This is a genomic window from Coleofasciculus sp., from assembly GCF_046539235.1.
Lineage (GTDB): Bacteria > Cyanobacteriota > Cyanobacteriia > Cyanobacteriales > Coleofasciculaceae > Coleofasciculus.
Window position 1 is genome coordinate 1 of sequence record NZ_JBKHHI010000059.1, and the last position, 22,913, is coordinate 22,913.

21 protein-coding genes are annotated in these 22,913 nt (G+C 44.5%); 20 read left to right on the plus strand and 1 reads right to left on the minus strand.

Features of this window, described 5'->3' with window-relative positions; all coding sequences use genetic code 11:
• Positions 1–139: 139 nt before the first annotated feature.
• Positions 140–868, plus strand: a complete 729-nt coding sequence (gene psb29, locus ACLFWI_RS07840; RefSeq protein WP_446412468.1) for a photosystem II biogenesis protein Psp29 — start codon at positions 140–142, stop codon at positions 866–868.
• A 70-nt stretch (positions 869–938) separates the two neighbouring features.
• On the opposite strand, the gene trxA is transcribed toward psb29, so the two are convergent.
• Positions 939–1,256: a thioredoxin gene (gene trxA, locus ACLFWI_RS07845; protein ID WP_446374071.1), complete on the minus strand. Its 318-nt coding sequence runs from the start codon at positions 1,254–1,256 to the stop codon at positions 939–941.
• 89 nt (positions 1,257–1,345) lie between these two features.
• On the opposite strand from trxA, the gene fabG reads away from it, so the two are divergent.
• The 19 genes from fabG to ACLFWI_RS07940 all read left to right on the plus strand — a co-directional run bounded on the left by fabG (position 1,346) and on the right by ACLFWI_RS07940 (position 22,625).
• Positions 1,346–2,107, plus strand: coding sequence for a 3-oxoacyl-[acyl-carrier-protein] reductase (gene fabG, locus ACLFWI_RS07850; protein WP_446412469.1), 762 nt, complete (start codon positions 1,346–1,348; stop codon positions 2,105–2,107).
• A gap of 453 nt (positions 2,108–2,560) precedes the next feature.
• Positions 2,561–3,391, plus strand: coding sequence for an ABC transporter permease (locus ACLFWI_RS07855; protein ID WP_446412470.1), 831 nt, complete (start codon positions 2,561–2,563; stop codon positions 3,389–3,391).
• Between the two features lie 128 nt (positions 3,392–3,519).
• Positions 3,520–4,785: an ABC transporter ATP-binding protein gene (locus ACLFWI_RS07860; RefSeq protein WP_446412471.1), complete on the plus strand. Its 1,266-nt coding sequence runs from the start codon at positions 3,520–3,522 to the stop codon at positions 4,783–4,785.
• A gap of 97 nt (positions 4,786–4,882) precedes the next feature.
• Complete coding sequence (locus tag ACLFWI_RS07865) at positions 4,883–5,872, plus strand: polysaccharide pyruvyl transferase family protein (protein ID WP_446412472.1); 990 nt, start codon at positions 4,883–4,885, stop codon at positions 5,870–5,872.
• Positions 5,873–5,916: 44 nt separating this feature from the next.
• Entirely contained in the window at positions 5,917–7,185 is a 1,269-nt protein-coding gene (locus ACLFWI_RS07870) for a glycosyltransferase family 4 protein (protein WP_446412473.1), read from the plus strand.
• A 167-nt stretch (positions 7,186–7,352) separates the two neighbouring features.
• Entirely contained in the window at positions 7,353–8,306 is a 954-nt protein-coding gene (locus ACLFWI_RS07875; protein ID WP_446412474.1) for a glycosyltransferase, read from the plus strand.
• A 15-nt stretch (positions 8,307–8,321) separates the two neighbouring features.
• Complete coding sequence (locus tag ACLFWI_RS07880; protein ID WP_446412475.1) at positions 8,322–9,317, plus strand: glycosyl transferase; 996 nt, start codon at positions 8,322–8,324, stop codon at positions 9,315–9,317.
• A 185-nt stretch (positions 9,318–9,502) separates the two neighbouring features.
• Complete coding sequence (locus tag ACLFWI_RS07885; RefSeq protein ID WP_446412476.1) at positions 9,503–10,405, plus strand: Stf0 family sulfotransferase; 903 nt, start codon at positions 9,503–9,505, stop codon at positions 10,403–10,405.
• A gap of 78 nt (positions 10,406–10,483) precedes the next feature.
• On the plus strand, positions 10,484–11,509 hold the full coding sequence (locus ACLFWI_RS07890; RefSeq protein WP_446412477.1) for a glycosyltransferase family 2 protein: 1,026 nt from the start codon (positions 10,484–10,486) through the stop codon (positions 11,507–11,509).
• Between the two features lie 141 nt (positions 11,510–11,650).
• Entirely contained in the window at positions 11,651–12,520 is an 870-nt protein-coding gene (locus ACLFWI_RS07895; RefSeq protein WP_446412478.1) for a sulfotransferase family protein, read from the plus strand.
• 28 nt (positions 12,521–12,548) lie between these two features.
• Positions 12,549–13,790, plus strand: a complete 1,242-nt coding sequence (locus ACLFWI_RS07900) for a glycosyltransferase (protein WP_446412479.1) — start codon at positions 12,549–12,551, stop codon at positions 13,788–13,790.
• A 124-nt stretch (positions 13,791–13,914) separates the two neighbouring features.
• On the plus strand, positions 13,915–14,574 hold the full coding sequence (locus ACLFWI_RS07905; RefSeq protein ID WP_446412480.1) for an FkbM family methyltransferase: 660 nt from the start codon (positions 13,915–13,917) through the stop codon (positions 14,572–14,574).
• A gap of 34 nt (positions 14,575–14,608) precedes the next feature.
• Positions 14,609–15,319: an FkbM family methyltransferase gene (locus tag ACLFWI_RS07910; RefSeq protein WP_446412481.1), complete on the plus strand. Its 711-nt coding sequence runs from the start codon at positions 14,609–14,611 to the stop codon at positions 15,317–15,319.
• A gap of 1 nt (position 15,320) precedes the next feature.
• Positions 15,321–16,409 (plus strand): glycosyltransferase, encoded by a 1,089-nt coding sequence (locus ACLFWI_RS07915; RefSeq protein ID WP_446412482.1) that lies wholly within the window; start codon positions 15,321–15,323, stop codon positions 16,407–16,409.
• Between the two features lie 93 nt (positions 16,410–16,502).
• Entirely contained in the window at positions 16,503–17,312 is an 810-nt protein-coding gene (locus tag ACLFWI_RS07920) for an FkbM family methyltransferase (RefSeq protein WP_446412483.1), read from the plus strand.
• Between the two features lie 51 nt (positions 17,313–17,363).
• The gene (locus ACLFWI_RS07925; protein WP_446412484.1) at positions 17,364–18,692 is read left to right on the plus strand and encodes a glycosyltransferase; all 1,329 of its coding nucleotides are present in this window, start codon (positions 17,364–17,366) and stop codon (positions 18,690–18,692) included.
• A complete protein-coding gene (locus ACLFWI_RS07930) occupies positions 18,656–20,188 on the plus strand; it encodes a hypothetical protein (RefSeq protein WP_446412485.1) in 1,533 nt (510 codons plus the stop codon). The genes ACLFWI_RS07925 and ACLFWI_RS07930 overlap by 37 nt, the downstream gene beginning before the upstream one ends.
• 35 nt (positions 20,189–20,223) lie before the next feature.
• Positions 20,224–21,411 carry a glycosyltransferase family 4 protein gene (locus ACLFWI_RS07935; RefSeq protein ID WP_446412486.1) on the plus strand — a complete coding sequence of 396 codons (1,188 nt, stop codon included), beginning with the start codon at positions 20,224–20,226 and terminating at the stop codon, positions 21,409–21,411.
• Positions 21,412–21,452: 41 nt separating this feature from the next.
• Positions 21,453–22,625: a glycosyltransferase gene (locus ACLFWI_RS07940; RefSeq protein ID WP_446412487.1), complete on the plus strand. Its 1,173-nt coding sequence runs from the start codon at positions 21,453–21,455 to the stop codon at positions 22,623–22,625.
• Positions 22,626–22,913 lie beyond the last annotated feature (288 nt).

A 22,913-nucleotide genomic window follows, 5' to 3' on the forward strand; every position in this document is an offset into this window, starting at 1 on the left:
TCAAGCCAAGAAACATTATACTAATTGGGCTGGTGGAAATAAACTGGTAAGATGGAAGGAATGACTCGATTGAGACTCTATCCCCTAGGGTGAAACTCAAGCGAGACAATGGTAAAAAATATCCTTTATATTTTGCTCTGTGAGTAACGTTCGCACCGTCTCGGATACGAAACGAGATTTTTATAACTATCACACCCGTCCAATCAACTCGATTTACCGACGGGTGGTAGAAGAATTGATGGTCGAGATGCATTTGCTGGCGGTCAATGTGGATTTTAAGTATGATCCCATCTATGTCTTAGGTGTGGTCGCCTCCTTTAACCGCTTCATGCAAGGCTATCGACCGGAACGGGATAAAGAATCCATTTTTAACGCCCTTTGTCAGGCGGTGGGAGGTAATCCGCAACAGTATCAGGATGATGCTGAAAAACTGAAAGCCGCAGTCGGGCGTTTATCGGCACAAGAACTGGTTGACTGGTTTGGTTCACCAACACCGTTAGAGGGTGCTGAGGATATTCATACCACGGTTGCCGCGATCGCAGATAATCCTAAGTTTAAATACTCTCGTCTGTTTGCCATTGGGTTGTATACCCTTTTGGAACAGGCAGAACCGGAGCTAGTTCAAGACGCGAAACAGTCTATGGAAATGCTCCAGCGAATCGGTCAAACTTTGCATCTTCCCCAAGAGAAATTACAGAAAGACGTGGAGTTGTATCGCAGCAACCTGGAAAAAATGGCTCAAGCCCAGATTGTCATTGAAGACGCGATCAAAGCCGATCGCAAAAAACGGGAACAACGGGAACAGGAGAAAAAGAATAAAGCCACGACTGGGCCCAGTGATTCCCCAGAATCGACGACAGCATCCTGAAGTAGATCAAGGGATATTGATCAAGTTCCGCCTGGGTAGAGACGTTCCGGCGGAACGTCTCTGTGGTTGTTCAAAGTAAAGGTTTTAGTCGTTCCATAAGCTGCTTGTCGGAGACAACCCCCTCAATCCGTTCCACCGCTTTGCCATCCTTAAAGAGTATCAGGGTGGGCAGGGCTTCAATATGATGCTCAGAGGCAATCTGGGGGTATTTGTCTGTATCAATTTTGACCACTTGTAGCTTACCCTTGAGCTGAACACCGACTTGCTCTAGGGTCGGTGCTATCATCTGACATGGACCACACCAAGTCGCGTAAAAATCGACCAACACGGGTACATCCGATCCAGAGAGGAGTTCCTGAAAACTGGCAAACTGTTTTTTAACTGCCATAACAAAACATCACGGTTATTAGTGGTTTGGCTCGATTCTAGTGCAAAATGCTAAGAGCTGACTTCAGCGAATAGATAGAGGTATTGTTTATGGAAGCATCACAGACATCTGCTCAACTTAGCGATCGCGTGGCGATTGTCACCGGGGCGTCGCGGGGAATTGGTCGCGCTGTGGCATTGACGTTAGCCGCAGAGGGCGCGAAGGTAGTGGTTAACTACGCTAGTTCCAGTGGGGCTGCAGATGAGGTTGTCGCTGGGATTACCGAAGCCGGAGGAGATGCGATCGCGCTTCAGGCAGATGTCTCGAAACTGGAAGAGGTTGAAACTCTCGTCAAGGAAACGAAAGACAAATTTGGTCGCCTAGACGTACTGGTGAATAATGCTGGCATTACCCGCGACACCCTGCTGATGCGGATGAAACCTGATGATTGGCAGGCGGTGATTGACCTGAATCTGACTGGTGTGTTTTTCTGTACTCGGGCAGCCAGTAAAATCATGCTCAAGCAAAAATCGGGTCGGATTATTAATATTGCCTCCGTCGCGGGACAAATGGGCAATCCAGGTCAGGCAAATTATAGCGCCGCCAAAGCGGGAGTGATTGGATTTACCAAAACCGTGGCGAAGGAATTAGCACCTCGCGGGATTACCGTAAATGCTGTGGCTCCTGGATTTATTGAAACCGATATGACCAAAGACATTAAATCTGAGGATATTATTAAGTATATTCCCCTAGGTCGCTATGGCAAGCCAGAGGAAATTGCGGGCATGGTGCGATTTTTAGCAGCTGATCCAGCCGCCGCTTATATTACTGGGCAGGTGTTCAACGTCGATGGCGGTATGGTGATGGCTTGAGCGATCAACCAAACATGGGATAACGCTTAACATTAGCGACATCCAGTGGACAGATAGCCAACCTAAGTGAACAACTACTGGACTGACATGACACAGCTCAAATGGTGGAATAGATCTTACGCAATGAAACCATATATAGCGCACTAATAATCTGGCGATTGGAAGTTTGAGCAATTTTATCCGGATTGGGTCAACAGATTGTGAATATTAGTGGAGTTTAGCGACCACTCCAGTAATCGAAACCAATGCTACAATACCTCAAAAACTGTGACACAAGCTAGAAAAGCTATCCCGATCAACTTAAGGTCAATGGCACGCTCGCCTTCTGCATTTTGAGATCGCCGAAATCCTTAATATACCGTAGGGTGGGCAGTGCCCACCAGCCTAATCTGAGCGTGCCATTCAACTTAAAGACTCTTATTGACAGGGAAAATTGACGATAGAAGAATCGCAATGGTTCAACCAACAGAGTTAGTCATTGAAGCGGGTCGCACGGAACAACAGTATTGGAAAGACTTGTGGCGTTATCGGGAGTTGTTTTACTTTTTGGCGTGGCGGGATATTCTGGTGCGCTATAAGCAGACGATTATTGGGATTGCTTGGGCGTTGATTCGACCGTTTCTGACGATGGTGGTGTTTACAGTAGTGTTTGGCAAGATTGCTAAATTGCCGTCTGAAGCAGGTGCGCCCTACCCGATTTTGGTGTTTGCGGCGATGTTACCCTGGCAGTTTTTCTCCAATGCCATGTCAAACTGTAGCCAGAGTTTAATTAGCAATGCTAATTTGATTTCTAAGGTGTATTTTCCCCGCTTAATTGTGCCGACGAGTGCGGTGATTGTCAGTTTTGTGGATTTCATGATTTCGGGGATGATATTGCTGGGATTGATGGCGTGGTATGACTTTGTACCGAGTTGGCGGATTGTCACGCTACCCTTGTTTATTGCCATTGCGTTTATAGCGTCGATGGGGGTGGGGTTGTGGTTGGCGGCGCTGAATGTGAAGTATCGGGATTTTCGCTACATTGTACCGTTTATTGTGCAGTTTGGGCTGTATATTTCCCCAGTAGGGTTTAGTAGCACTGTGGTGCCGGATAAATGGCGGTTTGTTTATTCGCTCAACCCAATGGTGGGGGTGATTGATGGCTTCCGCTGGGCGATTTTGGGGGGTGAGTCGAAGCTGCATTTGCCAGGGTTTGCTCTGTCGTTGAGTTTGGTGGCGCTGTTTTTTGTTAGTGGGATTTGGTATTTCCGTAAGGTGGAGCGGACGTTTGCGGATGTGATTTAGTCAGGTCTTGATTAGCGTGAGCTTTTTTAATTTAAAGAATTCAGTTATTTAAATAAATAGTCTGTTTTTGTATTTTTCCGGATAAATTGCCAAAGCATTGCATCTATAGATAGCAGTTTTGTTGCAGTATGTCTAATACAATAATTCGGGTCGAAAATTTGGGGAAGAAGTATATTATCGGTCACCAGAAGCAGGAACGGTATACGGCGCTGCGGGATGTTATTGCGAATGGGGCGAAGTCTGTGGGGCGCAGGTTGCTGAAGCCTCTGGGGAAGGGGGAGTCTGACCCGACAGTTGAGGAGTTTTGGGCGCTTAAGGATGTGTCGTTTGAGATTCAGCAGGGGGATAGAGTTGGGATTATTGGGCGCAATGGGGCGGGTAAGTCAACGCTGTTGAAGATTTTGAGTCGAATTACGGAACCGACAAAAGGGAGTATCCGGATTAAGGGTAGAGTGGCGAGTTTATTGGAAGTGGGGACGGGGTTTCATCCGGAGTTGACGGGACGAGAGAATATTTATCTTAATGGTGCGATTTTGGGGATGAGTAAGGCGGAGATTAAGCGGAAGTTTGATGAGATTGTCGCTTTTGCTGAGGTGGAGAAGTTTTTGGATACGCCGGTGAAGCGGTATTCGTCGGGGATGTATGTACGGTTGGCGTTTGCGGTGGCGGCGCATTTGGAACCGGAGATTTTGGTGGTGGATGAGGTGTTGGCGGTGGGGGATGTTCAGTTTCAGAAGAAGTGCTTGGGGAAGATGGAGGAGGTTGGAAAAAAGGGACGAACAGTGTTATTTGTTAGTCACAATATGGGGGTAGTGCAGACTCTATGCAGCCGAGGTATTTTTTTACGTTATGGAACTGTTGAGGCTGATGATACGGCAAATGCAGCAGTAAGTGCTTACCTGAGAACTCTGGAACAATCTGGAACACACAATCTTTTAGAACGTAAAGACCGAAAAGGTAAGGGACTAGTACGACTTGCCCAGGTAGATGTTTCCACAGGTGGCAATTTGCCATCGATAACTTTGGCAACAGGTCGCCCTGCTCGTTTTGTATTTCACGTTACCGCCATAAGACCCAAAATGGCATGCTCTTTTACATTGTACGACCAGTACGGTCAGGCAGTCGTAAACTTCAATAGTGCGGTGCATGGCAAAGAGGATTTGAATAACTCGCAGATAGGCAATCAGCTTATGTGTGAACTGGATGAATTGGTACTTACACCTGGTCGTTACCGGATGAATGCGGCAATTTTCAGTGATGGTGAGTTACAAGACCATATCGAGGCAGCTACTATTGTGGAAGTGGAACAAGGCGAACTCCGAGGAAGGCCTATAACATCAAACGCTGGATATGGAAATGTGTGCCTTCAACATAGATGGATTTTACCTGTATAAGACTTAAGCGTTGGGTGCTTTCGTCTTCAAATTATCTGCTAGTTCTCGACGGATATCGCTTAGATCATTTATCCTAAATTTTTGATTAGAATTTTCCATGAAAATATGCTTATTCGATCCAGGAATTGAAAACAATAATGGTTCGCCAAGTGCCAACCTGGGAGATTTAATTATTCAAGAGGCGGTCGAGAGAGAACTGAATAATATTTTTGAGAATAGCTCAATTGTTCATATCTCAACTCATACTTTTCCACATCAAGAACATATTAGATCTATTCGGAGTTGCTCAATCTCGTTTGTTGGCGGCACAAATTTATTGAATTCAAAAATGAATATCTATAAAAAGTGGAAAGTTTCTGGTCGGCAGCAATTAATGCTTAAAAAAGCAATTTTAATGGGTGTTGGTTGGCAATTTTATCAACATAAACCAAATTTTTATACGAGCATTCTGTTAAAGATGGTTCTTTCTCGTAAGTTTTTTCACTCAGTTAGAGATAGCTATACAAAAAGACAACTGCAATTAGCGGGAATTAGTAACGTTATAAATACTGGCTGTCCTACAATGTGGCCTCTGATGAATATTAGATCTGAAGACATTCCCTCTACTAAGTCAGCAAGTGCTTTGGTAATGCTAACGGATTATTCCAAAGACTATGAATTAGACAAGAAGTTACTTAACCTAATTAGCTGCAAATATGAGAAAGTATTTATTTGGTCACAAGGTCGTGGTGACAAGGAGTATATTTCTCAGTTAGTCTCTGCAATCAATATTCCGGTTGTTATGCTAGAACACTCCTTAAGTTCATTCAATAACTTACTGAACTCAGGAATTCCGTTTGACTACATCGGTACAAGGTTACATGGTGGAGTAAAATGCTTGCTATCTCGAAAAAGAGCGTTAGTTATAGAAATAGATAACAGAGCAGCAGAAATTGCTAAAGATACAAATCTACCAACAACTAAGCGTTCTGATTTTCAATATATTAATCACTGGATTGAAACACCTTTGCCGACTGAGATAAAAATTGACTCAGATGCGGTTTATCGTTGGAAATCTCAATTTATTTATTTTGAACATGACAATTAAGCAACTAATCAGTTGTGTCTTTCATAATCCCTATAAATTTTTACATGAAAATTGCTTTTGTTAGCTATGAATACCCTCCTGACACTGCACTTGGTGGTATCGCTACTTATGTAGATCAAGTGTCTAAACTATTGAAACAGCGAGGTCATCAGATAGAGATATTTTCAGGTAGTTCCTACCGACATGGAACTGAAATAGAGGACGGAATCGTAGTTCACCGAGTTCAAGATAAAGAGAAAAACAGGAAAAACTTTTCTTTAAATGTTGGTCGAGTGTTTGCTGAGCGACATACCGTAGTTAAGTTTGATGTGCTTGAAGGAGCAGAAATTTATGCTTATGCGCGGGGAGCTGTTCAGTTAGTTCCAGATATTCCGCTCGTAGTTAAGCTTCACACTCCTTCATTTGTGATCAGGCAAATCAACCTGGTTCAACCATCTATTCAGATGAAAGTTCGCAGATATATAGGGGCATTACGCAGAGGGAATAAACCTCAGCCGTTTCCTCGTTGGCACTACGATATCAAAAACGATATCGAGCGTCTACATACTCTAGACGCTGATGAAATCACGACGCCTTCCAAAGCCTTAGGTGACAAGCTAATTGAAGTGTGGGAACTGCCTGCGGAGAAAGTCCTTCATATTCCCAATCCTTATATACCGTCGGAGGAACTTTTAAATCTTCCTGTTAAATCAAATACCAATGTAGTCACTTTTATGGGGAGGCTGGAAGTTCGTAAGGGAGTTCTCGATCTAGCACGGGCTATTCCGTTGATATTACAGCAATATCCCAACACTCGTTTCCGCTTTGTAGGTCGTTCTTTACCATTGCCTTTGTCTAATTTAAATATGCAGCAGCATATAGAAAAAACAGTGCAGCGATATAGAAACTCTCTAGAGTTTACTGGTTCTGTAAGACTTGATTCTATTCCCTCAATACTTGCTGATACAGATATCTGTGTTTTCCCGAGTATTTGGGAGAATTTCCCCAATGTATGCCTGGAGTCAATGGCTGCTGCTCGTGGCGTAGTTGGAAGTAGTGCGGGTGGCATGATGGAGATGCTTGATTTTGGTAGGACGGGGAGATTAATTCCTCCTCGTAGTCCTGAGAAAATTGCTAAGGCGGTTATTGAACTACTAGAAAATCCAGAGTTACGTATGCAATTAGGTCAAGCAGCACGCGATCGCGTTCTCACTGAGTATAACTTAGAGCGAATTGGCGCTTTACAGGAAGCTAGCTATGTACGGGCAATTGAAAGAAGGCAAGCTTTAGGAGCGCGAGAGTCAAAAGATTCTGTTTCTGAAGGGATCGCATGAGAGGTGTACTTTACTAAAGATATTCCTGAAAACAGCATTATTGGCATTAGATCGGTTGTCACGAAAGATATACCTGAGAATTGCATAGCTGTGGGTTTACCTGCTAAAGTCGCAAAATCTGGAGTAACTTGGATCAGAGAGAAAATACTTCCTAAAAATGAAGAATTATGAGAAAAAAAATTAGCTTAATTATCTGCACTCATAATCCTCAAAACAATTATCTGGATAGAGTTATTACGGCTTTACGATCTCAGAACTTACCAGTAGAGCAATGGGAGCTTCTGTTAATTGATAATGCAAGTGATAAACTGCTTGCATCAGAAATTGATTTGAGTTGGCATCCATCTGCTCGACACATTCGGGAAGAAAAACTTGGTCTAACTCCTGCTCGAATACGAGGCTTTCGAGAAGCAACAGCCGAATTTTTTGTCTTTGCGGATGATGATAATGTCCTCGATGTCGATTACCTAAAAAATACAGTAGAAATTTTGCAGCAGAATCCTCGCCTGGGAGCAATTGGGGGTAAATCATTGCCAGAATTTGAGGTCGATCCAGAACCCTGGTTTATTCAAACTGGTCTGAGTTTAGGGCTACGTGACTTGGGAGATAAAGTTCAAGTTTGTTATTGGGAAGAAGCATCAACGAAAGCGACTGGATTGTCTAGACAGTATCCCAAATTTGCTCCCATTGGTGCTGGGCTAGTGATACGACGGCAAGCTGCTGAAATATATGCAGAACGCATGACCGGAAATAGTACTCGGTTAGCGCTAGGGCGCACGGGCAAGCAATTAATTTCTGGTGAAGACAACGACATTATTTTGACTATTTTAGAAGCCGGCTGGGGAGTTGGTTACTTTCCCCAACTCCAGCTAACACACTTGATTTCTGCAAGACGTCTGACCAAAGACTATCTTGCCCGATTGAACCGTGCTTCGACACGTTCCTGGGTGCAAGTCCTTGATGTACACGGTATCCGACCCTGGCAAAAAATTCCGCGCTGGACAGTTCTACCACGAAAAGTCAGGGCATTTTTCCGCTATCAACCTTGGAAAAGCCCTGTTGCCTATGTGTGCTGGCAAGGTGCTTGTGGAATGTTTGAAGGGCGATCTGAATTATCCTAGAGTATTTTATCAACCATGACAGCTAACACTCAACTGATCCGACTAAGGCAATTAGCCAAAGACTTACACCTAGGAGTCGCTCTTTACCGACTCTACTATGCTCCCAAGGGCTATATAGAAAAACTTCTCCGTTGGGGTCTAATCAATACGGTATTGACTAATAGAGGTCGGCTGAAAATGGAGAAAGCTGTATCCTCATTGAAACCAATAGAGCTAGAGTTATCTAATAATTTCCCTAATTCACCGGAAATCTACTTTTTGACAGGTAAAAAGTACTGGTATCAAACTTGCTTTTGTGCCTATTCAATGATTCAACAATCACAAATCAACTTGCGCCCTGTTATTTATGATGATGGAACATTAGAGCAAAAGCATAAAGAAGAAATAATCAGAATTTTTCCTAGTGCTAAGATTGTATCACTGCAAACTATTGAAGCCCGTTTGGACAAATATTTACCGGAAAGCAAGTTTCCAGTTTTGAGAGAGCGACGTCTGAAGCAACCTCTTTTGCGTAAGCTAACGGATTTTCATGTTGGTTCTCAGGGTTGGAAGCTATTTCTCGATTCAGATATGCTCTTCTTTCAGTCTCCTAAATTTCTTTTAGAGTGGCTGAATTATCCACATAAACCTTGCTATATGATGGATGTTAAAAACGCCTATGGATATTCTAATGATTTGATGGTTTATCTCAGTGGAAATCAAATACCTGAACTTGTGAATATCGGTATTTTAGGATTTAAGAGTGAGGATATAGATTGGCAGAAACTTGAACTCTGGCTTAAAACTATGCTTGAAAAAGAAGGAACTCACTATAATGTGACACAAGGACTCAGTGCCATGCTTCTAGCTGGCAAGCCTTGTGCAATTTCACCTGCCGAAGAGTATTTGCTAATGCCGGAGCGTGAAGAAGCATTGAAGCCGCAAGCCATAATGCATCATTATGTTGCCGATTCTAAGCCCTGGTATTTCCGCTACGGCTGGAGACATGTCTTACGGAGTAGTAAATGCTAATTTGAAATAGCTAGGTTCCATAATGTTTTTATTTGAGATGTAAAGATTCAACAAGGTTTTCAAGCTCTTAGATGTTCACAGATCATTTGAAGACGCTATGCTTGAGATTGTTTTTTTTGTAAAACTCAATTATCGGGAAATAATTTCTTTCATTTTTGACGAGCGAAACTTATCAACAATCACTCATGTTAAGCAAGAAAATATCGAATAGAACCATCGAGTATAAGCATCAGCTCAAAAACTGGTTGGTCGATACCAACCTACTACCCAACCAGCAAAACTATCAAAAGTTTGTCATAGTATGTGGTATCCGCACTGGTTCGACAATGCTGTGTTCGCTACTTTCCAAGCATAGCCAAACCTTAATGTTTTTTGAATTATTCCACCACCATCTTGAGTCTATTCCGTTTCATGCTCCAGGTTATCGAGCAAAATCTCAAGATAAACGAATCGTTGATTTGAGAAATAGCGACCCAGTGGAATTTCTAAAGACGGAAATTTATAAGCCACACCCGCAAAAAATTCAGGCTGTGGGGTTTAAACTTATTTACACGCAAGGACGAACAGATAATCCTTGGTGGAATTCATCTGATTTCGACCGATGGTGGAAAGATGTAGGTCGTCCACCTTCTTGGAGTTCAACAAAATCCGATTTGTGGTCTTACCTCAAGGAGAATACGGACATCGCCATTATCCATATGAGGCGTAAGAACTTGCTACAGCGCATAGTATCAACTTTTACTGCACAGGCTACGGGGAATTGGGGTGTAGGAGCTACAGGAGGTCTGGGTGACAACAAAAAGGAGGTGAAGTTTGATCTTAATTTTGATGAATGTAGGCAAGATTTTGAAGCAATTCGGAAGATGGAAGATGAAGCAGATGAATTCTTTGCGAATCACAAAAAGCTAGTCATAGCCTATGAAGATTTAATAGAAAATATGACAAATACCACAAATAATATTGAAGAATTTCTTGGCTTAGAAATAAAAAAACTGAATACAGAAACAAAGAAGCAGGCGACAAAATTACCCTCTGAAATGATTACTAACTATCAACAACTCAAGGAGCAATTTTCCGGCACTCCTTGAAGAGAGTTTTTTGCAGATTAAGTCATTTTTTGTCTAAATCAATTGACAGATGAATCGTTAAACGGCGAAGTACAGCCTATGAAACCCCTGGTTTCCATTCTCATCCCTTGCTACAACGCCGAAGCATGGCTGGCCCAAACACTGGAATCTGCACTGGCACAAACGTGGTCGCCTACAGAAATTATCCTCGTTGATGACGGATCAAAAGACCGTAGTTTAGAAATTGCCAAGCAGTTCGAGCCGCGTGGCATCAAGGTCATCACTCAGTCAAACAAAGGAGCCAGCGCTGCTAGAAATCGAGCATTTCAAGAGTCGCAAGGGGATTTTATCCAGTATCTGGACGCTGACGATCTGTTGGCACCTGATAAGGTAGAACATCAGGTGCAACTTCTGGCAAATGAGAATTGTAATTGTGTAGCTGCCGGAGAATGGGCGAGATTCTACAAAACTCCCTCAGAAGCTTTATTTATCCCTCAACCCCTGTGGATAGATATGTCGCCAGTTGATTGGTTAGTTTATGCTTGGCAAGGGGGCTGGATGATGCACCCTGCCGCTTGGTTAGTACCGCAACATATTACTGAAAAGGCTGGTGCTTGGAACGAAACTCTATCTTTAGATGATGATGGTGAATACTTTTGCCGGGTCGTCCTAGCTAGTGAGGGAGTCCAGTTTTGCCGAGGTGCAAGGACTTACTACCGATCTGGGCTGCCTACCAGTTTGAGTGGTTCCAAGTCCTCTGCTGCTTATGAATCAGCTTTTCAGTCTATAGAACTGAGTATACCAGCCTTGCTGTCAATAGAAAATAGTCCACGTACACGCCACGCCTGTGCGACAAAATTACAACGCTTCATTTACGAAGTTTATCCGGATGTACCAGAACTTCGCAAGAATGCAGAAATGAAAGTCCAGCAACTCGGTGGTTCAGGTCTGAAACCTTCCGGCGGACTAATGTTTCAACTGTTGTCTCAGATAGTGGGATGGCAGCAAGCGAAGCACATCCAAAAACTTGTATATCGGTATGGATATAGCCAAGCAGCTGTTGGGTGGAAACTCTCAAAGCTGATTCAACGACTTAAATGGGAGATTCAAAAATCAATTATATAAATATCAAAATAAACGATTGGAGTATTATATAGAAACAGATTTGAGCCAATGGCACTAAGTTGAGCGCAACTTGTCTAACTCGTATTAGTCCATTTTACAGGTATAAATTATTAAGTTGAATATTCAACAATATCGAACTATATGATTCTGCCTAATTTTATCATTGTAGGCGCACCCAAATGTGGAACCACAGCCATATTTAATTATCTCAAACAGCATCCACAAATTTATATGCCTTCCTGTAAGGAGCCACACTTTTTTTCTTTTGAAGGTGAAAATAAACCCCATTGGGGCATCCCAAATATTGAAGCTTACAGTAGTCTCTTTGAGGGAGTCACTGATGAAATAGCTATTGGCGAAGCATCCACTTGGTATCTTTATAGCCAAACAGCAGCAGAAAGAATACGGTATCATATACCAGAAGCAAAATTGATTGCTATTCTACGCAACCCCGTTGAGAGAGCTTATTCTAGCTGGGCGTTTCGCGTTCAATGTGGCTGGGAATCTATCACTAATTTTGAACGTGCACTGCAAGCGGAACAAAGTCGTATAAGTGATAACTTTGAGTGGGACTTTCATTATTTACAAACTGGATTTTACTACAACCAAGTCAAGCACTATTTTGACCTGTTTCCTAGAGAACGAATTAAGATTTATCTTCATGAAGATCTAAAAGCCGATCCTGTAGGATTACTACAGGATATTTTCAAATTACTGAATATAGATATTAATTTTGTTCCTGACGTTTCAGTCAAGCATAATATAACTAGCTCCCCTAGAAATAACTATCTTAATCTATTGCTTGCCCGACAGAGCAGACTTAAGTCTGTTGTAAAATCAATAATAACCAATAATTTAAGGCAGAACTTCGTTGAAAAATTAAGGCAATATAATCGAGTCAAGCTATTTCCATTGTCACCAGAAATTCAGCAGCGTTTTAGCCAAGTGTATAAAGAGGATATCTTAAAGCTGGAAAATCTAATTGAACGGGATCTTTCAAGTTGGCTTTAGCAAATTAGCCTACTCGGGGTTATGCCTAATGGCAAAAATTATGATTTTGATCGGCGCTCATCTGTGTACTGCTCCTCGACCCCAGAAAGAAGCAGAGACACTCGCTAATGCTGGTCACAATGTTACAGTGCGTGGCTTTTGGTTTGACCCAGAACTGGTAAAGCGCGATCGCATCCTCATCGCTAACAAGAAATGGCGATTTGAACCCATCGTTGATTTTCAACCCACTCACCGCCTCAACAATTGGAAAATCCGACTCCAAAGCCGTCTGGCTAAAGAACAGTTTCAGCAATTTGGCATCTTTTCACCAGGATTACTCGGTTACGGAGCAAAGGCAATGCTAAAGGTTGCCCGTCAAGCTCGTGCCGACCTAACCATTGTGCATTCAGAAGCAGGACTTTGGGTAGGTAGTCAACTATTAGATGAAGGCTTCCGCGTGGGAGTAGACTTTGAAGATTGGTTTTCTGAAGACCTCCCACCCACAGCCCGTGCTGCCCGACCAATCGCCCAACTCAAAGCCTTAGAAAGCCGTCTTGCCCGTGAGTGTACCTACTGCCTCACGACTTCCCATGCTCTAGCTGAAGCTCTAGCTGAGGCTTATCAAGCACCAAAACCAACAGTTATTTACAACACCTTTCCTTGGGCGGAGCGAGAACAAATCGACAGCCAAAAACGCGATCGCAAGAATTTAAAGTTATCCTCTGTTCATTGGTTCTCCCAAACTATCGGACCTGGACGGGGACTAGAAACCCTCTTCCAGGCACTCCCTCACCTACATATACCTGTAGAAATTCATTTACGGGGCAACTACCCGGAAAGCGTTCGTCAATGGTTAGAACCACTGGTGACATCAGAATGGCGCGATCGCATCTTCATTCATCCCACCGTCCCTAATGCCAAATTACTATCTCGTATTGCTGAGCATGATATCGGTTTGGCTTTGGAGTATACAGATATTCCTAGCCGCAATCTCACGGTAACCAATAAACTCTTTCAGTACCTACAAGCCGGTCTAGCAGTAATTGCTACCGATACAGCAGGTCAGCGAGAGATACTTTGCCAACAGCCTGCGATCAGTCGATTAATTCCTAATAACGATCCTGTTGCACTAGCCCAAGCGCTGAAAGACTTACTGTGCGATTCTGAAAAGTTTGCTGCTGCCAAAACTGCCTGCTTGGAAGCCGCGACAGAGCAATTTTGCTGGGAAAAGCAGGCTGAAATTCTCCTACAAGCGGCTGAACTGGCTTTTGCTAGGGAAAATAAGCGTTGAGCGTGCAGTGTCCGGATACTCGAAAATAAATAGATTAGCTATGAATTTTTCTGGAATTTCTAACAGGACATCTATAGGAAAACTGTTGCGTTTTCCACTTACGTTGATACCCTCTAAAATGAGGATGCCTATCTGGCAAGGTAGGCTTAGGGGTAAGCAGTGGATCGTAGACTCGAGTCAACACGGTTGCTGGCTAGGAAGCTATGAATATGATAAGCAGCTTATCTTCGAGAAGATAATTACTCCGGGAAGTGTTGTCTTTGATTTAGGGGCGCATGTCGGCTTCTACACGCTTTTAGCCTCGGTACTAGTTGGCTCCAACGGAAAAGTATTTGCCTTTGAGCCTATACCCAAAAATTTATTCTACCTAAAACAACACCTCAGTCTAAACGGTATTACAAATGTCACTGCGATCGAGGCAGCCGTTTCCGATTGCAGTGGTGTGGTGTCTTTTGAGGAGAGTTCGAGTAGCTTTCAAGGTCATATCTCATCGCAAGGCAATCTTCAGGTTAAGACGGTTAGCCTAGATGACCTGATTTCTAAAGGCGAAATTCCGACCCCAGACTACCTCAAAATCGATGTGGAAGGGGCAGAAATGCAGGTTTTTTCTGGAGCAAAGTCTCTGCTGAAAAATGCCCATCCGACTATTTTATTAGCCATTCATGGTCGTGACGTACATCACCAATGCTGTCAGTTTCTGACATCGTTAGGCTATCAATTGCAGCCTATCGGTGGCAAAAGCTTGAAAGAGACTGATGAACTCATCGCTTATTGGAATAGATAAGTGATATCTCTAATAGCTAAACAGCAGTAAATCTATGTCAATCAAATCCAAAGTCCGTAAATACCTCGCCCGGAAACTCGGAGTTCCAGACATTCCCTTAGCGCTAGGACGCCTTTACTCTGCTGGTTTTCAGCCTATTCAAATATTTGATGTCGGGGCTTACAAAGGTGATTTTGCCTTAAGTTGCCTTCAAGTTTGGTCTGACGCTAAAGTGAGCTGTTTTGAAGCACTAGAGCATCGGGTTGACCAACTTCAGCAACTAGCATTTAGTAATTCATCGATACAAGTATTTCCCGGTTTACTGGGAGCAGAAACGCGAGATAAAGTGCCACTTCATCAAGCTGAAACGGCATCTTCTGTTCTCGTCGAGCAAATGCCCCAAAGCTTCCCAGTCAGCTACCATCAAATGCGGACTGTAGACCAAATTGTGCGGGAAAATTTTAGCGATCGCTCTCCCGATTTCCTCAAACTGGATGTTCAAGGTTATGAATGGGAAATACTTAAGGGAGCTGAGAAATCTCTGCCAAAAATGCAAGTAATCCTGGCAGAAATAAATTTACTGGATATCCATCAAAATGTCCCCCTGCTTGCGGAAATGATCGCATGGCTGGATGAGCGTGATTGGGTCGCTTATGATATCTGTGGTCTCACTCGCCGTCCTCTAGACAAAGCTCTCTGGCAAGCAGACTTTATCTTTGTACCACGCCATAGTCCTCTTCGAGCCGACAAACGCTGGAGTGCCTGATATGCGTATCCTCCTCACAGCCGACCCCGAACTCCCAGTCCCCCCACAACTCTATGGCGGCATCGAGCGCATTATCGATATTTTAGTCATCAGACTGCAAACTCGTGGTCACACAGTCGGACTCGTTGCCCACCAAGACTCGACCTCACCAGCGCATCAACACTTCCCCTGGCTCGGTCTCAAGTCCCAAGATAAATGCGACGCCCTGCAAAACACCGCTGCTTTATGGTCAGCCGTCCGGCAATTTCAACCCGACCTCGTACATAGCTTTTCCCGCATCCTCTATCTCTTGCCGCTTTTGCGTTCTCCCCTGCCCAAGGTAATGTCCTACCAACGCCGCCCTAGCCATCGCACCACTAGCTGGGGGGTAAAACTAGCAGGGAATTCCCTCACATTCACCGGTTGCAGCGAGCATATTTGTCGCCAAGGTCGAGCCTCTGGTGGCATTTGGCATCCCATCCACAATTGCGTAGAACTAGAAAAATACACTTTCGAGCCCACCATTGCCCCCGATGCTCCCTTAGTGTTCCTGAGTCGGATAGAACAAATTAAAGGGGCGCATAATGCTATTGTTGCTGCCCGAAACACTGGACGCCGTCTGCTCATTGCTGGCAACCATGGTACAACGGGAGAAGCCAGACGCTACTGGCAAGACCAAATCGTTCCCCACCTAGGCAAAGACGGGATAGAGTACGTTGGCTCCGTCAACGATATCCAGAAAAACGCCCTACTGGGTCAAGCTGCTGCCATGATTGTACCGATTGAATGGGAAGAACCCTTCGGTATCGTCTTTGCTGAAGCCCTTGCCTGCGGTACGCCCGTTATTTCTTGTCCTTTAGGCGCCTTACCCGAAATTGTCCGCCCTGGTATTGACGGCTATCTCGTCAGCAGCGTGGAGGAAGCCTGCACCGCCATCCAAAACTTACCTGAAATCGACCGCCGTAACTGCCGCCAACGTGCCGAAGATTGCTTTTCCGCTTCAGTAATTGTGGATAAGTACGAGCAACTGTACTGCAGTCTGATTCCTGCCAATCTCACAAACAAAAAGTCCAACAATGATAAATCCCAACGTGGGATGAGGGAGTCCTGATTGGTTTATCCCTGGCTTGTATGAGTAACCAGCCCACAGACAAGACTAACCTTGTTATTGTCCAACCCAACTATAGTGACTGTTTCTAACGACATGCCACGCCATTGCTCCCTGCCATTACCCCTAACCTGGTTACAACCCATTGACTTCCCCCACAAACTGGGCATTTGCGAGCGATTGTTTGGCAGTGCGATCGCTCATAGAGGCATCTGCTGGGTGAAAACCGGATCGGGTCTCCCCTGGAAACTTGACCTGACTAATCCGACTCACCGCTGGATTGTGTATGGCAAATATGAGGGCGCTAACTTCCTCAACTGGGCAAAGAAAGTCCTTCCCCCCAATGGCATCATTGTCGATTCCGGGGCAAACATTGGTCAAATGCTGATGTATTTGGCTCAGTGGATACCCCAAGGCAAATTATTAGCTTTTGAACCGGGCAAAGAGGCAGCCGACTGGTTAGAGGAATGCCTAGTCACCTATCCCAATCTACCCGTAGAACTCCTCAGATTTGGTCTCGGCGCTGCACCCACTCCACTGCGCCTGCAAAATATCGGAGCCAATTATGGTCATGGTGCTTGGAATCAAATCTCTGAGACTGAGGGAGAAACAATCCAGATTGTGCGCTTGGCAGACGAGTTAGCTATCCGTTCCATTGAAACCGTTGATTTGTGGAAGTTGGACGTAGAAGGCTACGAAATTCCTGCTTTACAAGGGGCAGAAGAACTGTTAAAACAGCAGCGCATCCGAGCCATCTATGCCGAATCTGTTGATCAAAACGGTGAGCGAATTCGAGAGTACCTGAGTGCATTTGGATATCGCTGCCATCTGTTCGACCACAACGACCGACTCTACCAACCGTCTCAATTTCCTCCTCGTAGTAATGGAGTTTTTTTACCTAGCTAAGTTGCTAGTCTTAACAGCCGTTGAAATTATAGCTAAAGGTGTTGTCAAACCTTGAACCGTCGAGTCCTTATTGTCAGCCCCCATTTCCCACCGATTAACGCCCCCGATCATCAACGGGTGCGGATGTCTTTGCCCTACTTTGAAGAATTCGGCTGGGAACCTCACATTCTCACTGTGCGACCTGAATGCGTTGAGGGCGTGCCTGACCCCCTACTAAAACAGACAGTTCCCAGCCATATCCCAGTCACCTGCACAGGAGCATTGCCTGTAAAATACACTAAACGCATCGGTATGAGCAGCCTGAGCCTGCGGTGTTTTTTCCACCTGCTCAAAGCAGGCGATCGCATCCTCGCCAGAGAAAAATTCGATTTAACCTATTTCTCAACCACTGCCTTTACCGCAATGGCGCTTGGTTCCCGATGGCGCAGCCACTTGGGAGTACCTTACGTCCTTGACTTTCAAGACCCCTGGTTAAGCGACTACCACAAGCAGCCTAACTCACCTAGACCACCAGGCGGTCGCTTTAAATATGGTTTTGCTCAATTTATGGCACAAAGGCTTGAACCTAACACCCTGCGTCATGCCAGCCATGTCATCAGTGTGTCCCCAGAATACCCGAAAACCTTACTTGAGCGATATTCCTGGTTGCGCCAAGACCAGTTTACCGTCCTGCCCTTTGGTGCGCCTGAAACAGACTTTAAGCAGCTTCCTTCCCTCAAGGTTCGGCAAAACATCTTTGACCCCAATGATGGGAAACGCCATTGGGTTTATGTCGGTCGAGGTGGCGGCGATATGGCTTTGGCTGTGCGAGCATTATTCTCCAGCATCCAGTCCAAGCGTTATCAACATCCAGAACAATGGGATTGCGTCAAACTACACTTTGTCGGTACCAGTTATGCACCAGGAAATCGCGCGGTTAAAACTATACAGCCAATTGCGGAAGCACTGGGAGTTGCTGACATAGTAGAAGAGTATCCCCATCGCGTTCCCTATTTTGAAGCTTTACAGATTCTCACCGACAGCGATGCAATTTTACTCATCGGTTCCGACGATCCGGGCTACACCGCTTCTAAAATTTACCCCTGCATTCTAGCTCGGAAACCAATATTCGCTATTTTCCATCAACAGAGTTCCGTTGTAGAAATTTTGCGCCGCTGTAATCCGGGTCGAGTAATCACTTTCAATTCACAAGCTAGACCAGAAGATTTGCTCAAAGATATCGGGTATCAGCTCAATTGGCTACTGTCTACCGCGAAAGGGTATCAACCGGAAACCAACTGGTCAGAATTCCAACCCTATACAGCCCAAGAAATGACCCGCCAACAATGTGCCATCTTTGACCGATGTCTGACGTTGCACGAGGGTGTGAAGAAAGCATGACCAGTCATCTCAAACTAGTTCTCCAATCGCTGCTCAATCATCCAATTGTTGTCCGCCAACAACGGCGACAGTTACTCCAAGCATTTTGGATAATTGTAACGGTTTTATTTCTTTTTGAACTTTACACGCTACAAACTCACTCATTGGCTAGTATTGCGGGTGCTATCTTAATCGCGATCGCTGCCTTATTTCCTGCTTATTTGTGGTGTTCCGGCAAAGCATTAGGACTACCCATATTTCCACTTTTCGCCCTGACTTATCTTTGGACTCACGCTATTCCCTTAGTCAGCAACCATCCCAAAGTTATACTTTACTCACCACAAGAGCATTTATTTGCCAGCGTCACCGTAGCGGGTTTTCTGGGATTAGCTACCTTAATCTGGTTTAATTTTGTCAAAACGCCGCCTCCTTTGCCGCCAGCTTATCGAGCCTTTAACGAGCAAAGCGGCGATAAATTTTTCTTAGGTGTTCTTGCGGCTGGTGTGTTGTTTAATATGTACTCACTGGGGGGATGGTTTTTTCTGGATGGAGGACTATTTTCTTTAATTCGCAGCGCTATACTAGGACTTAACGTATTAGCCGTTTTCACCTTATCTTTTTATGCTGGCGCCGGAAAATTTTCAAGGCGAACGAATCAATTATTCTTTGCTTTGTTAGCATTATATATGATTACCAGGGCGGCTTCTCTACTTTTAGTCGGGGCGGCTTCAATTTTCCTAATCGCGACAGTTGCTTTTATTTTGGGAAGTCGGCGAATGCCCGTATTGCCAATAATTATAGTTGTAATTTGTTTGTCTTTGCTGCACTACGGTAAAGCAGAAATGCGAGCCAAATATTGGTTTGGCTCCCCAAATCGCTTTGTACAACCCTGGGAGTATCCAGGTTGGTATGCTGAATGGGTTGGTTATTCACTCGAATATTATAAAAATCAAAGGGCGAGTCCTCAATCGGGAGCAAGTAGTCAATCGGAAGAAAAAGCTTCATTTCTACAAAGAAGTAGTGTAATTCATATACTACTCTTGGCTCAGAGCAAAACTCCGGTAACTGTGCCGTATTTACAGGGAAAAACTTACACAATTCTGCCTCAGTTAGTCATTCCGCGTTTTTTAAATAATAATAAAATTCGCAGCCACGAAGGGACTTATCTATTAAACATTCATTACGGTCTGCAAACTCGCGAGGCAACGTTTACAACTACAATTGGCTGGGGCTTGCTAGCCGAAGCTTATGCCAATTTCGGTCTTTTAGGCTGCGCCGGATTAGCAATTTTTTTTGGTGCCTTTTATGGAAAAGCTACAAGCTGGAGTCTGCATACACCCCTGATCTCCTCTCGTTCCCTTTTTGCTGTGCTGTTGATGAGTTGCGCTTTCCAAACAGAATGGAGTGCGGGTGTCTACTTTGCTGCGCTTTTTCAAGCCACTATGGTTTTAGTGGGAATTACTTTTACCTTCATGAAGGCTTATAAAATTAAAGATTTTATAGATATCAATCGTTAAAATAAAAGCCTGAATAATTTGAATCAGGAAGGTTCATGAAAAAACTGGCGATCATTACGTCTCATCCGATTCAATACTACGCTCCTTTGTTTCGCCACATTGCTAGTGTGGCTGACTTTTCGTTTAAAGTTTTTTATCTCTGGAACTTCGGCGTCACCCAGCAAGTCGATGCAGGTTTCAAGCAAAGAATACAGTGGGATGTCCCCCTATTATCTGGATATGACAATGAATTCGTCCCCAATATCAGTCCTCATCCCGGTACTAGCCACTTCTGGGGACTGCAAAACCCATCCTTATTCAATCAAGTGAGGGCTTATAATCCAGATGCCGTTCTCTTGATGAATTATAACTACGCCAGTCTTTATAATTTTATCTGGCGCTGGAACTGCCGCCAAACGCCACTGTTGTTTCGGGGTGACTCCCATCGGCTTTTACCAATTACTGGTGCTAAACAATGGCTGCGTCGCAAGTTTATTAGCCTGATTTATCGACGCTTTTCTGCCTGTCTTTATGTTGGTCAAGGGAATTATCATTATTTCCGTTACCACGGCGTTCCCCCGGAAAACCTGTTTTTCGCGCCTCACGCCATAGACAATGATCGCTTCTTTTCTCAAGCGGAAGAAGCCAGTCGCCAAGCCAAGCTTTGGCAGCAGGAACTAGGAATTCCTGAAAACCACTCCGTTATTTTATTTGCTGGGAAATTTGAAGAAAAAAAGCGTCCTCAAGATTTACTGCAAGCCTTTTTACAGGCAAACCTTTCTCAAGTATCGCTGCTGTTTGTCGGCGCGGGATCGCTAGAACGTGAATTGCACCGACAAGCCGCAGAACATCCGCACATTTACTTTGCCTGCTTTCAAAACCAAACGCTGATGCCGCGTACCTACGCCGCTGCCGATCTAGTGGTTTTACCTAGCTACGGTTCCTGGGAAACCTGGGGACTGGCGATTAACGAAGCGATGTGTATGTCCCGCCCTGCGATCGCTAGTACTCATGTAGGCTGTGCTTCCGATTTAATTCAACCCTACAGAAACGGATTGATTTTTCCAGCCGGTGACTTGTCGGCACTTGCTACTTGTCTACAAGAAGCTTTTTCAGATAGAGAGCGATTAAAGATGTGGGGAGAAGAAAGCCGCAAAATTGTCACTCATTATAGCTATACCCAAACAACTCAAGGTTTAAAAGAAGCCCTAGTCCATCTGGGGGTACTTTGCCCCAGCCAGTAGTTCATCAACAACAGCACACGTTATCCTATGTTTTGTGCAAAATGTTAGCCCTTGCCAATCAGACTCGCCTACACCTTTGGTTTCCGAATATATTTGAGTTTAAAGGAGGTATTCAAGTTTATTCTGCCTTTTTGCTAGAAGCTCTGCAAACAACTTATCCCCAGGTTCAGTACGATGTATTCTTAAAACACGATAATCGCTGTCCTAGTGATTTATCAGTTTTCTCCCATACTAATTTTCACTATTCCGGATCATTGCCTCTATCCCTACGCACTCCCGGCTTTGCTGCCCAACTGATCGCAAGCGCTATCTGGCAACGCCCTAATTTAGTTATCACCTCTCATCTCAATTTTACGGTTGCTGCCTACTGGCTCAAACGACTAACTGGTATTCCTTATTGGAGTATCGCTCACGGTGTAGAAGCTTGGAATATTCAACGTCCAGCCTTACAGACTGCCCTACAACAGGCCGATCGCATTCTTGCTGTCAGTTCCTACACCCGCGATCGCCTCCTCAAAAAACAAAACCTTGACCCTAACCAACTATCAATTTTACCCAATACATTTGACCCGCATCGATTTGAGATTCGTCACAAACCAACTCATCTGCTGAAGCGATATCAATTAAAACCAGAGCAGCCAATTATACTAACGGTTAACCGCCTATCACGGCGCGAATCCTATAAGGGGTATGAAAAAATTATAGAGGCGCTCCCACAAATTCGCCAAGCCCTACCCCAGGTTCACTACATTATTGTTGGCAAAGGCGATGATCGTCCCCGACTCGAACAGTTCATTCGAGAGCGTCAGCTAAAAGATTGGGTTACCTTGGCGGGATTTATTCCAGATGCTGAACTATGCGATTATTACAATCTCTGTGATGTCTTTGCCATGCCGAGCAAACTAGAAGGGTTTGGTATCGTTTACTTAGAAGCTCTAGCCTGTGGCAAACCCACGTTAGGGGGAAACCAAGATGGGGCGATCGATGCCCTCTGTCAGGGTGAGTTGGGAGCTTTGGTCGATCCCGATGATGTGGACGCGATCGCCCAGACTCTGATCCAGATATTACAGGGAACTTACCCCAATCCACTAATGTATCAACCTGAAGCACTACGTCAGGCGGTTATCGACAGGTTTGGATTTGACCGCTTCAAGCAGAAGCTGGTCGAATTAATGCAAAGTCATTCGGCTATTTTTATTTCGCACAAGTCATAATAATCGCTTGGTTTTTTCTCTAATTAGCGATTATTGATAGTTATCTAAAATCGGAATAATTTTGTCCTGATTACTCGTATAGTTTCTGAATTAATAAGTGGTTCAGCTAGCCATTACAGCGCTTTGCGCTGTAATAAAATACAGTAGATCAAAGTCCCCCTTCAGATCCCCCTTCCGTCCCCCTTTTGATCCCCCTTCCGTCCCCCTTTAGATCCCCCTTCCGTCCCCCTTTAGATCCCCCTTCCGTCCCCCTTAAAAAGGGGGAGACCAGAGGATGCTTCGCTTTTT

Bases quoted from the DNA above. Each gene is read 5' to 3' on its own strand.
- trxA (WP_446374071.1), bottom strand. From the start codon at position 1,256: ATGGCAGTTAAAAAACAGTTTGCCAGTTTTCAGGAACTCCTCTCTGGA.
- fabG (WP_446412469.1), top strand. From the start codon at position 1,346: ATGGAAGCATCACAGACATCTGCTCAACTTAGCGATCGCGTGGCGATT.
- ACLFWI_RS07855 (WP_446412470.1), top strand. From the start codon at position 2,561: ATGGTTCAACCAACAGAGTTAGTCATTGAAGCGGGTCGCACGGAACAA.
- ACLFWI_RS07860 (WP_446412471.1), top strand. From the start codon at position 3,520: ATGTCTAATACAATAATTCGGGTCGAAAATTTGGGGAAGAAGTATATT.
- ACLFWI_RS07865 (WP_446412472.1), top strand. From the start codon at position 4,883: ATGAAAATATGCTTATTCGATCCAGGAATTGAAAACAATAATGGTTCG.
- ACLFWI_RS07870 (WP_446412473.1), top strand. From the start codon at position 5,917: ATGAAAATTGCTTTTGTTAGCTATGAATACCCTCCTGACACTGCACTT.
- ACLFWI_RS07875 (WP_446412474.1), top strand. From the start codon at position 7,353: ATGAGAAAAAAAATTAGCTTAATTATCTGCACTCATAATCCTCAAAAC.
- ACLFWI_RS07880 (WP_446412475.1), top strand. From the start codon at position 8,322: ATGACAGCTAACACTCAACTGATCCGACTAAGGCAATTAGCCAAAGAC.
- ACLFWI_RS07885 (WP_446412476.1), top strand. From the start codon at position 9,503: ATGTTAAGCAAGAAAATATCGAATAGAACCATCGAGTATAAGCATCAG.
- ACLFWI_RS07890 (WP_446412477.1), top strand. From the start codon at position 10,484: ATGAAACCCCTGGTTTCCATTCTCATCCCTTGCTACAACGCCGAAGCA.
- ACLFWI_RS07895 (WP_446412478.1), top strand. From the start codon at position 11,651: ATGATTCTGCCTAATTTTATCATTGTAGGCGCACCCAAATGTGGAACC.
- ACLFWI_RS07900 (WP_446412479.1), top strand. From the start codon at position 12,549: ATGGCAAAAATTATGATTTTGATCGGCGCTCATCTGTGTACTGCTCCT.
- ACLFWI_RS07905 (WP_446412480.1), top strand. From the start codon at position 13,915: ATGCCTATCTGGCAAGGTAGGCTTAGGGGTAAGCAGTGGATCGTAGAC.
- ACLFWI_RS07910 (WP_446412481.1), top strand. From the start codon at position 14,609: ATGTCAATCAAATCCAAAGTCCGTAAATACCTCGCCCGGAAACTCGGA.
- ACLFWI_RS07915 (WP_446412482.1), top strand. From the start codon at position 15,321: ATGCGTATCCTCCTCACAGCCGACCCCGAACTCCCAGTCCCCCCACAA.
- ACLFWI_RS07920 (WP_446412483.1), top strand. From the start codon at position 16,503: ATGCCACGCCATTGCTCCCTGCCATTACCCCTAACCTGGTTACAACCC.
- ACLFWI_RS07930 (WP_446412485.1), top strand. From the start codon at position 18,656: ATGTCTGACGTTGCACGAGGGTGTGAAGAAAGCATGACCAGTCATCTC.
- ACLFWI_RS07935 (WP_446412486.1), top strand. From the start codon at position 20,224: ATGAAAAAACTGGCGATCATTACGTCTCATCCGATTCAATACTACGCT.
- ACLFWI_RS07940 (WP_446412487.1), top strand. From the start codon at position 21,453: ATGTTAGCCCTTGCCAATCAGACTCGCCTACACCTTTGGTTTCCGAAT.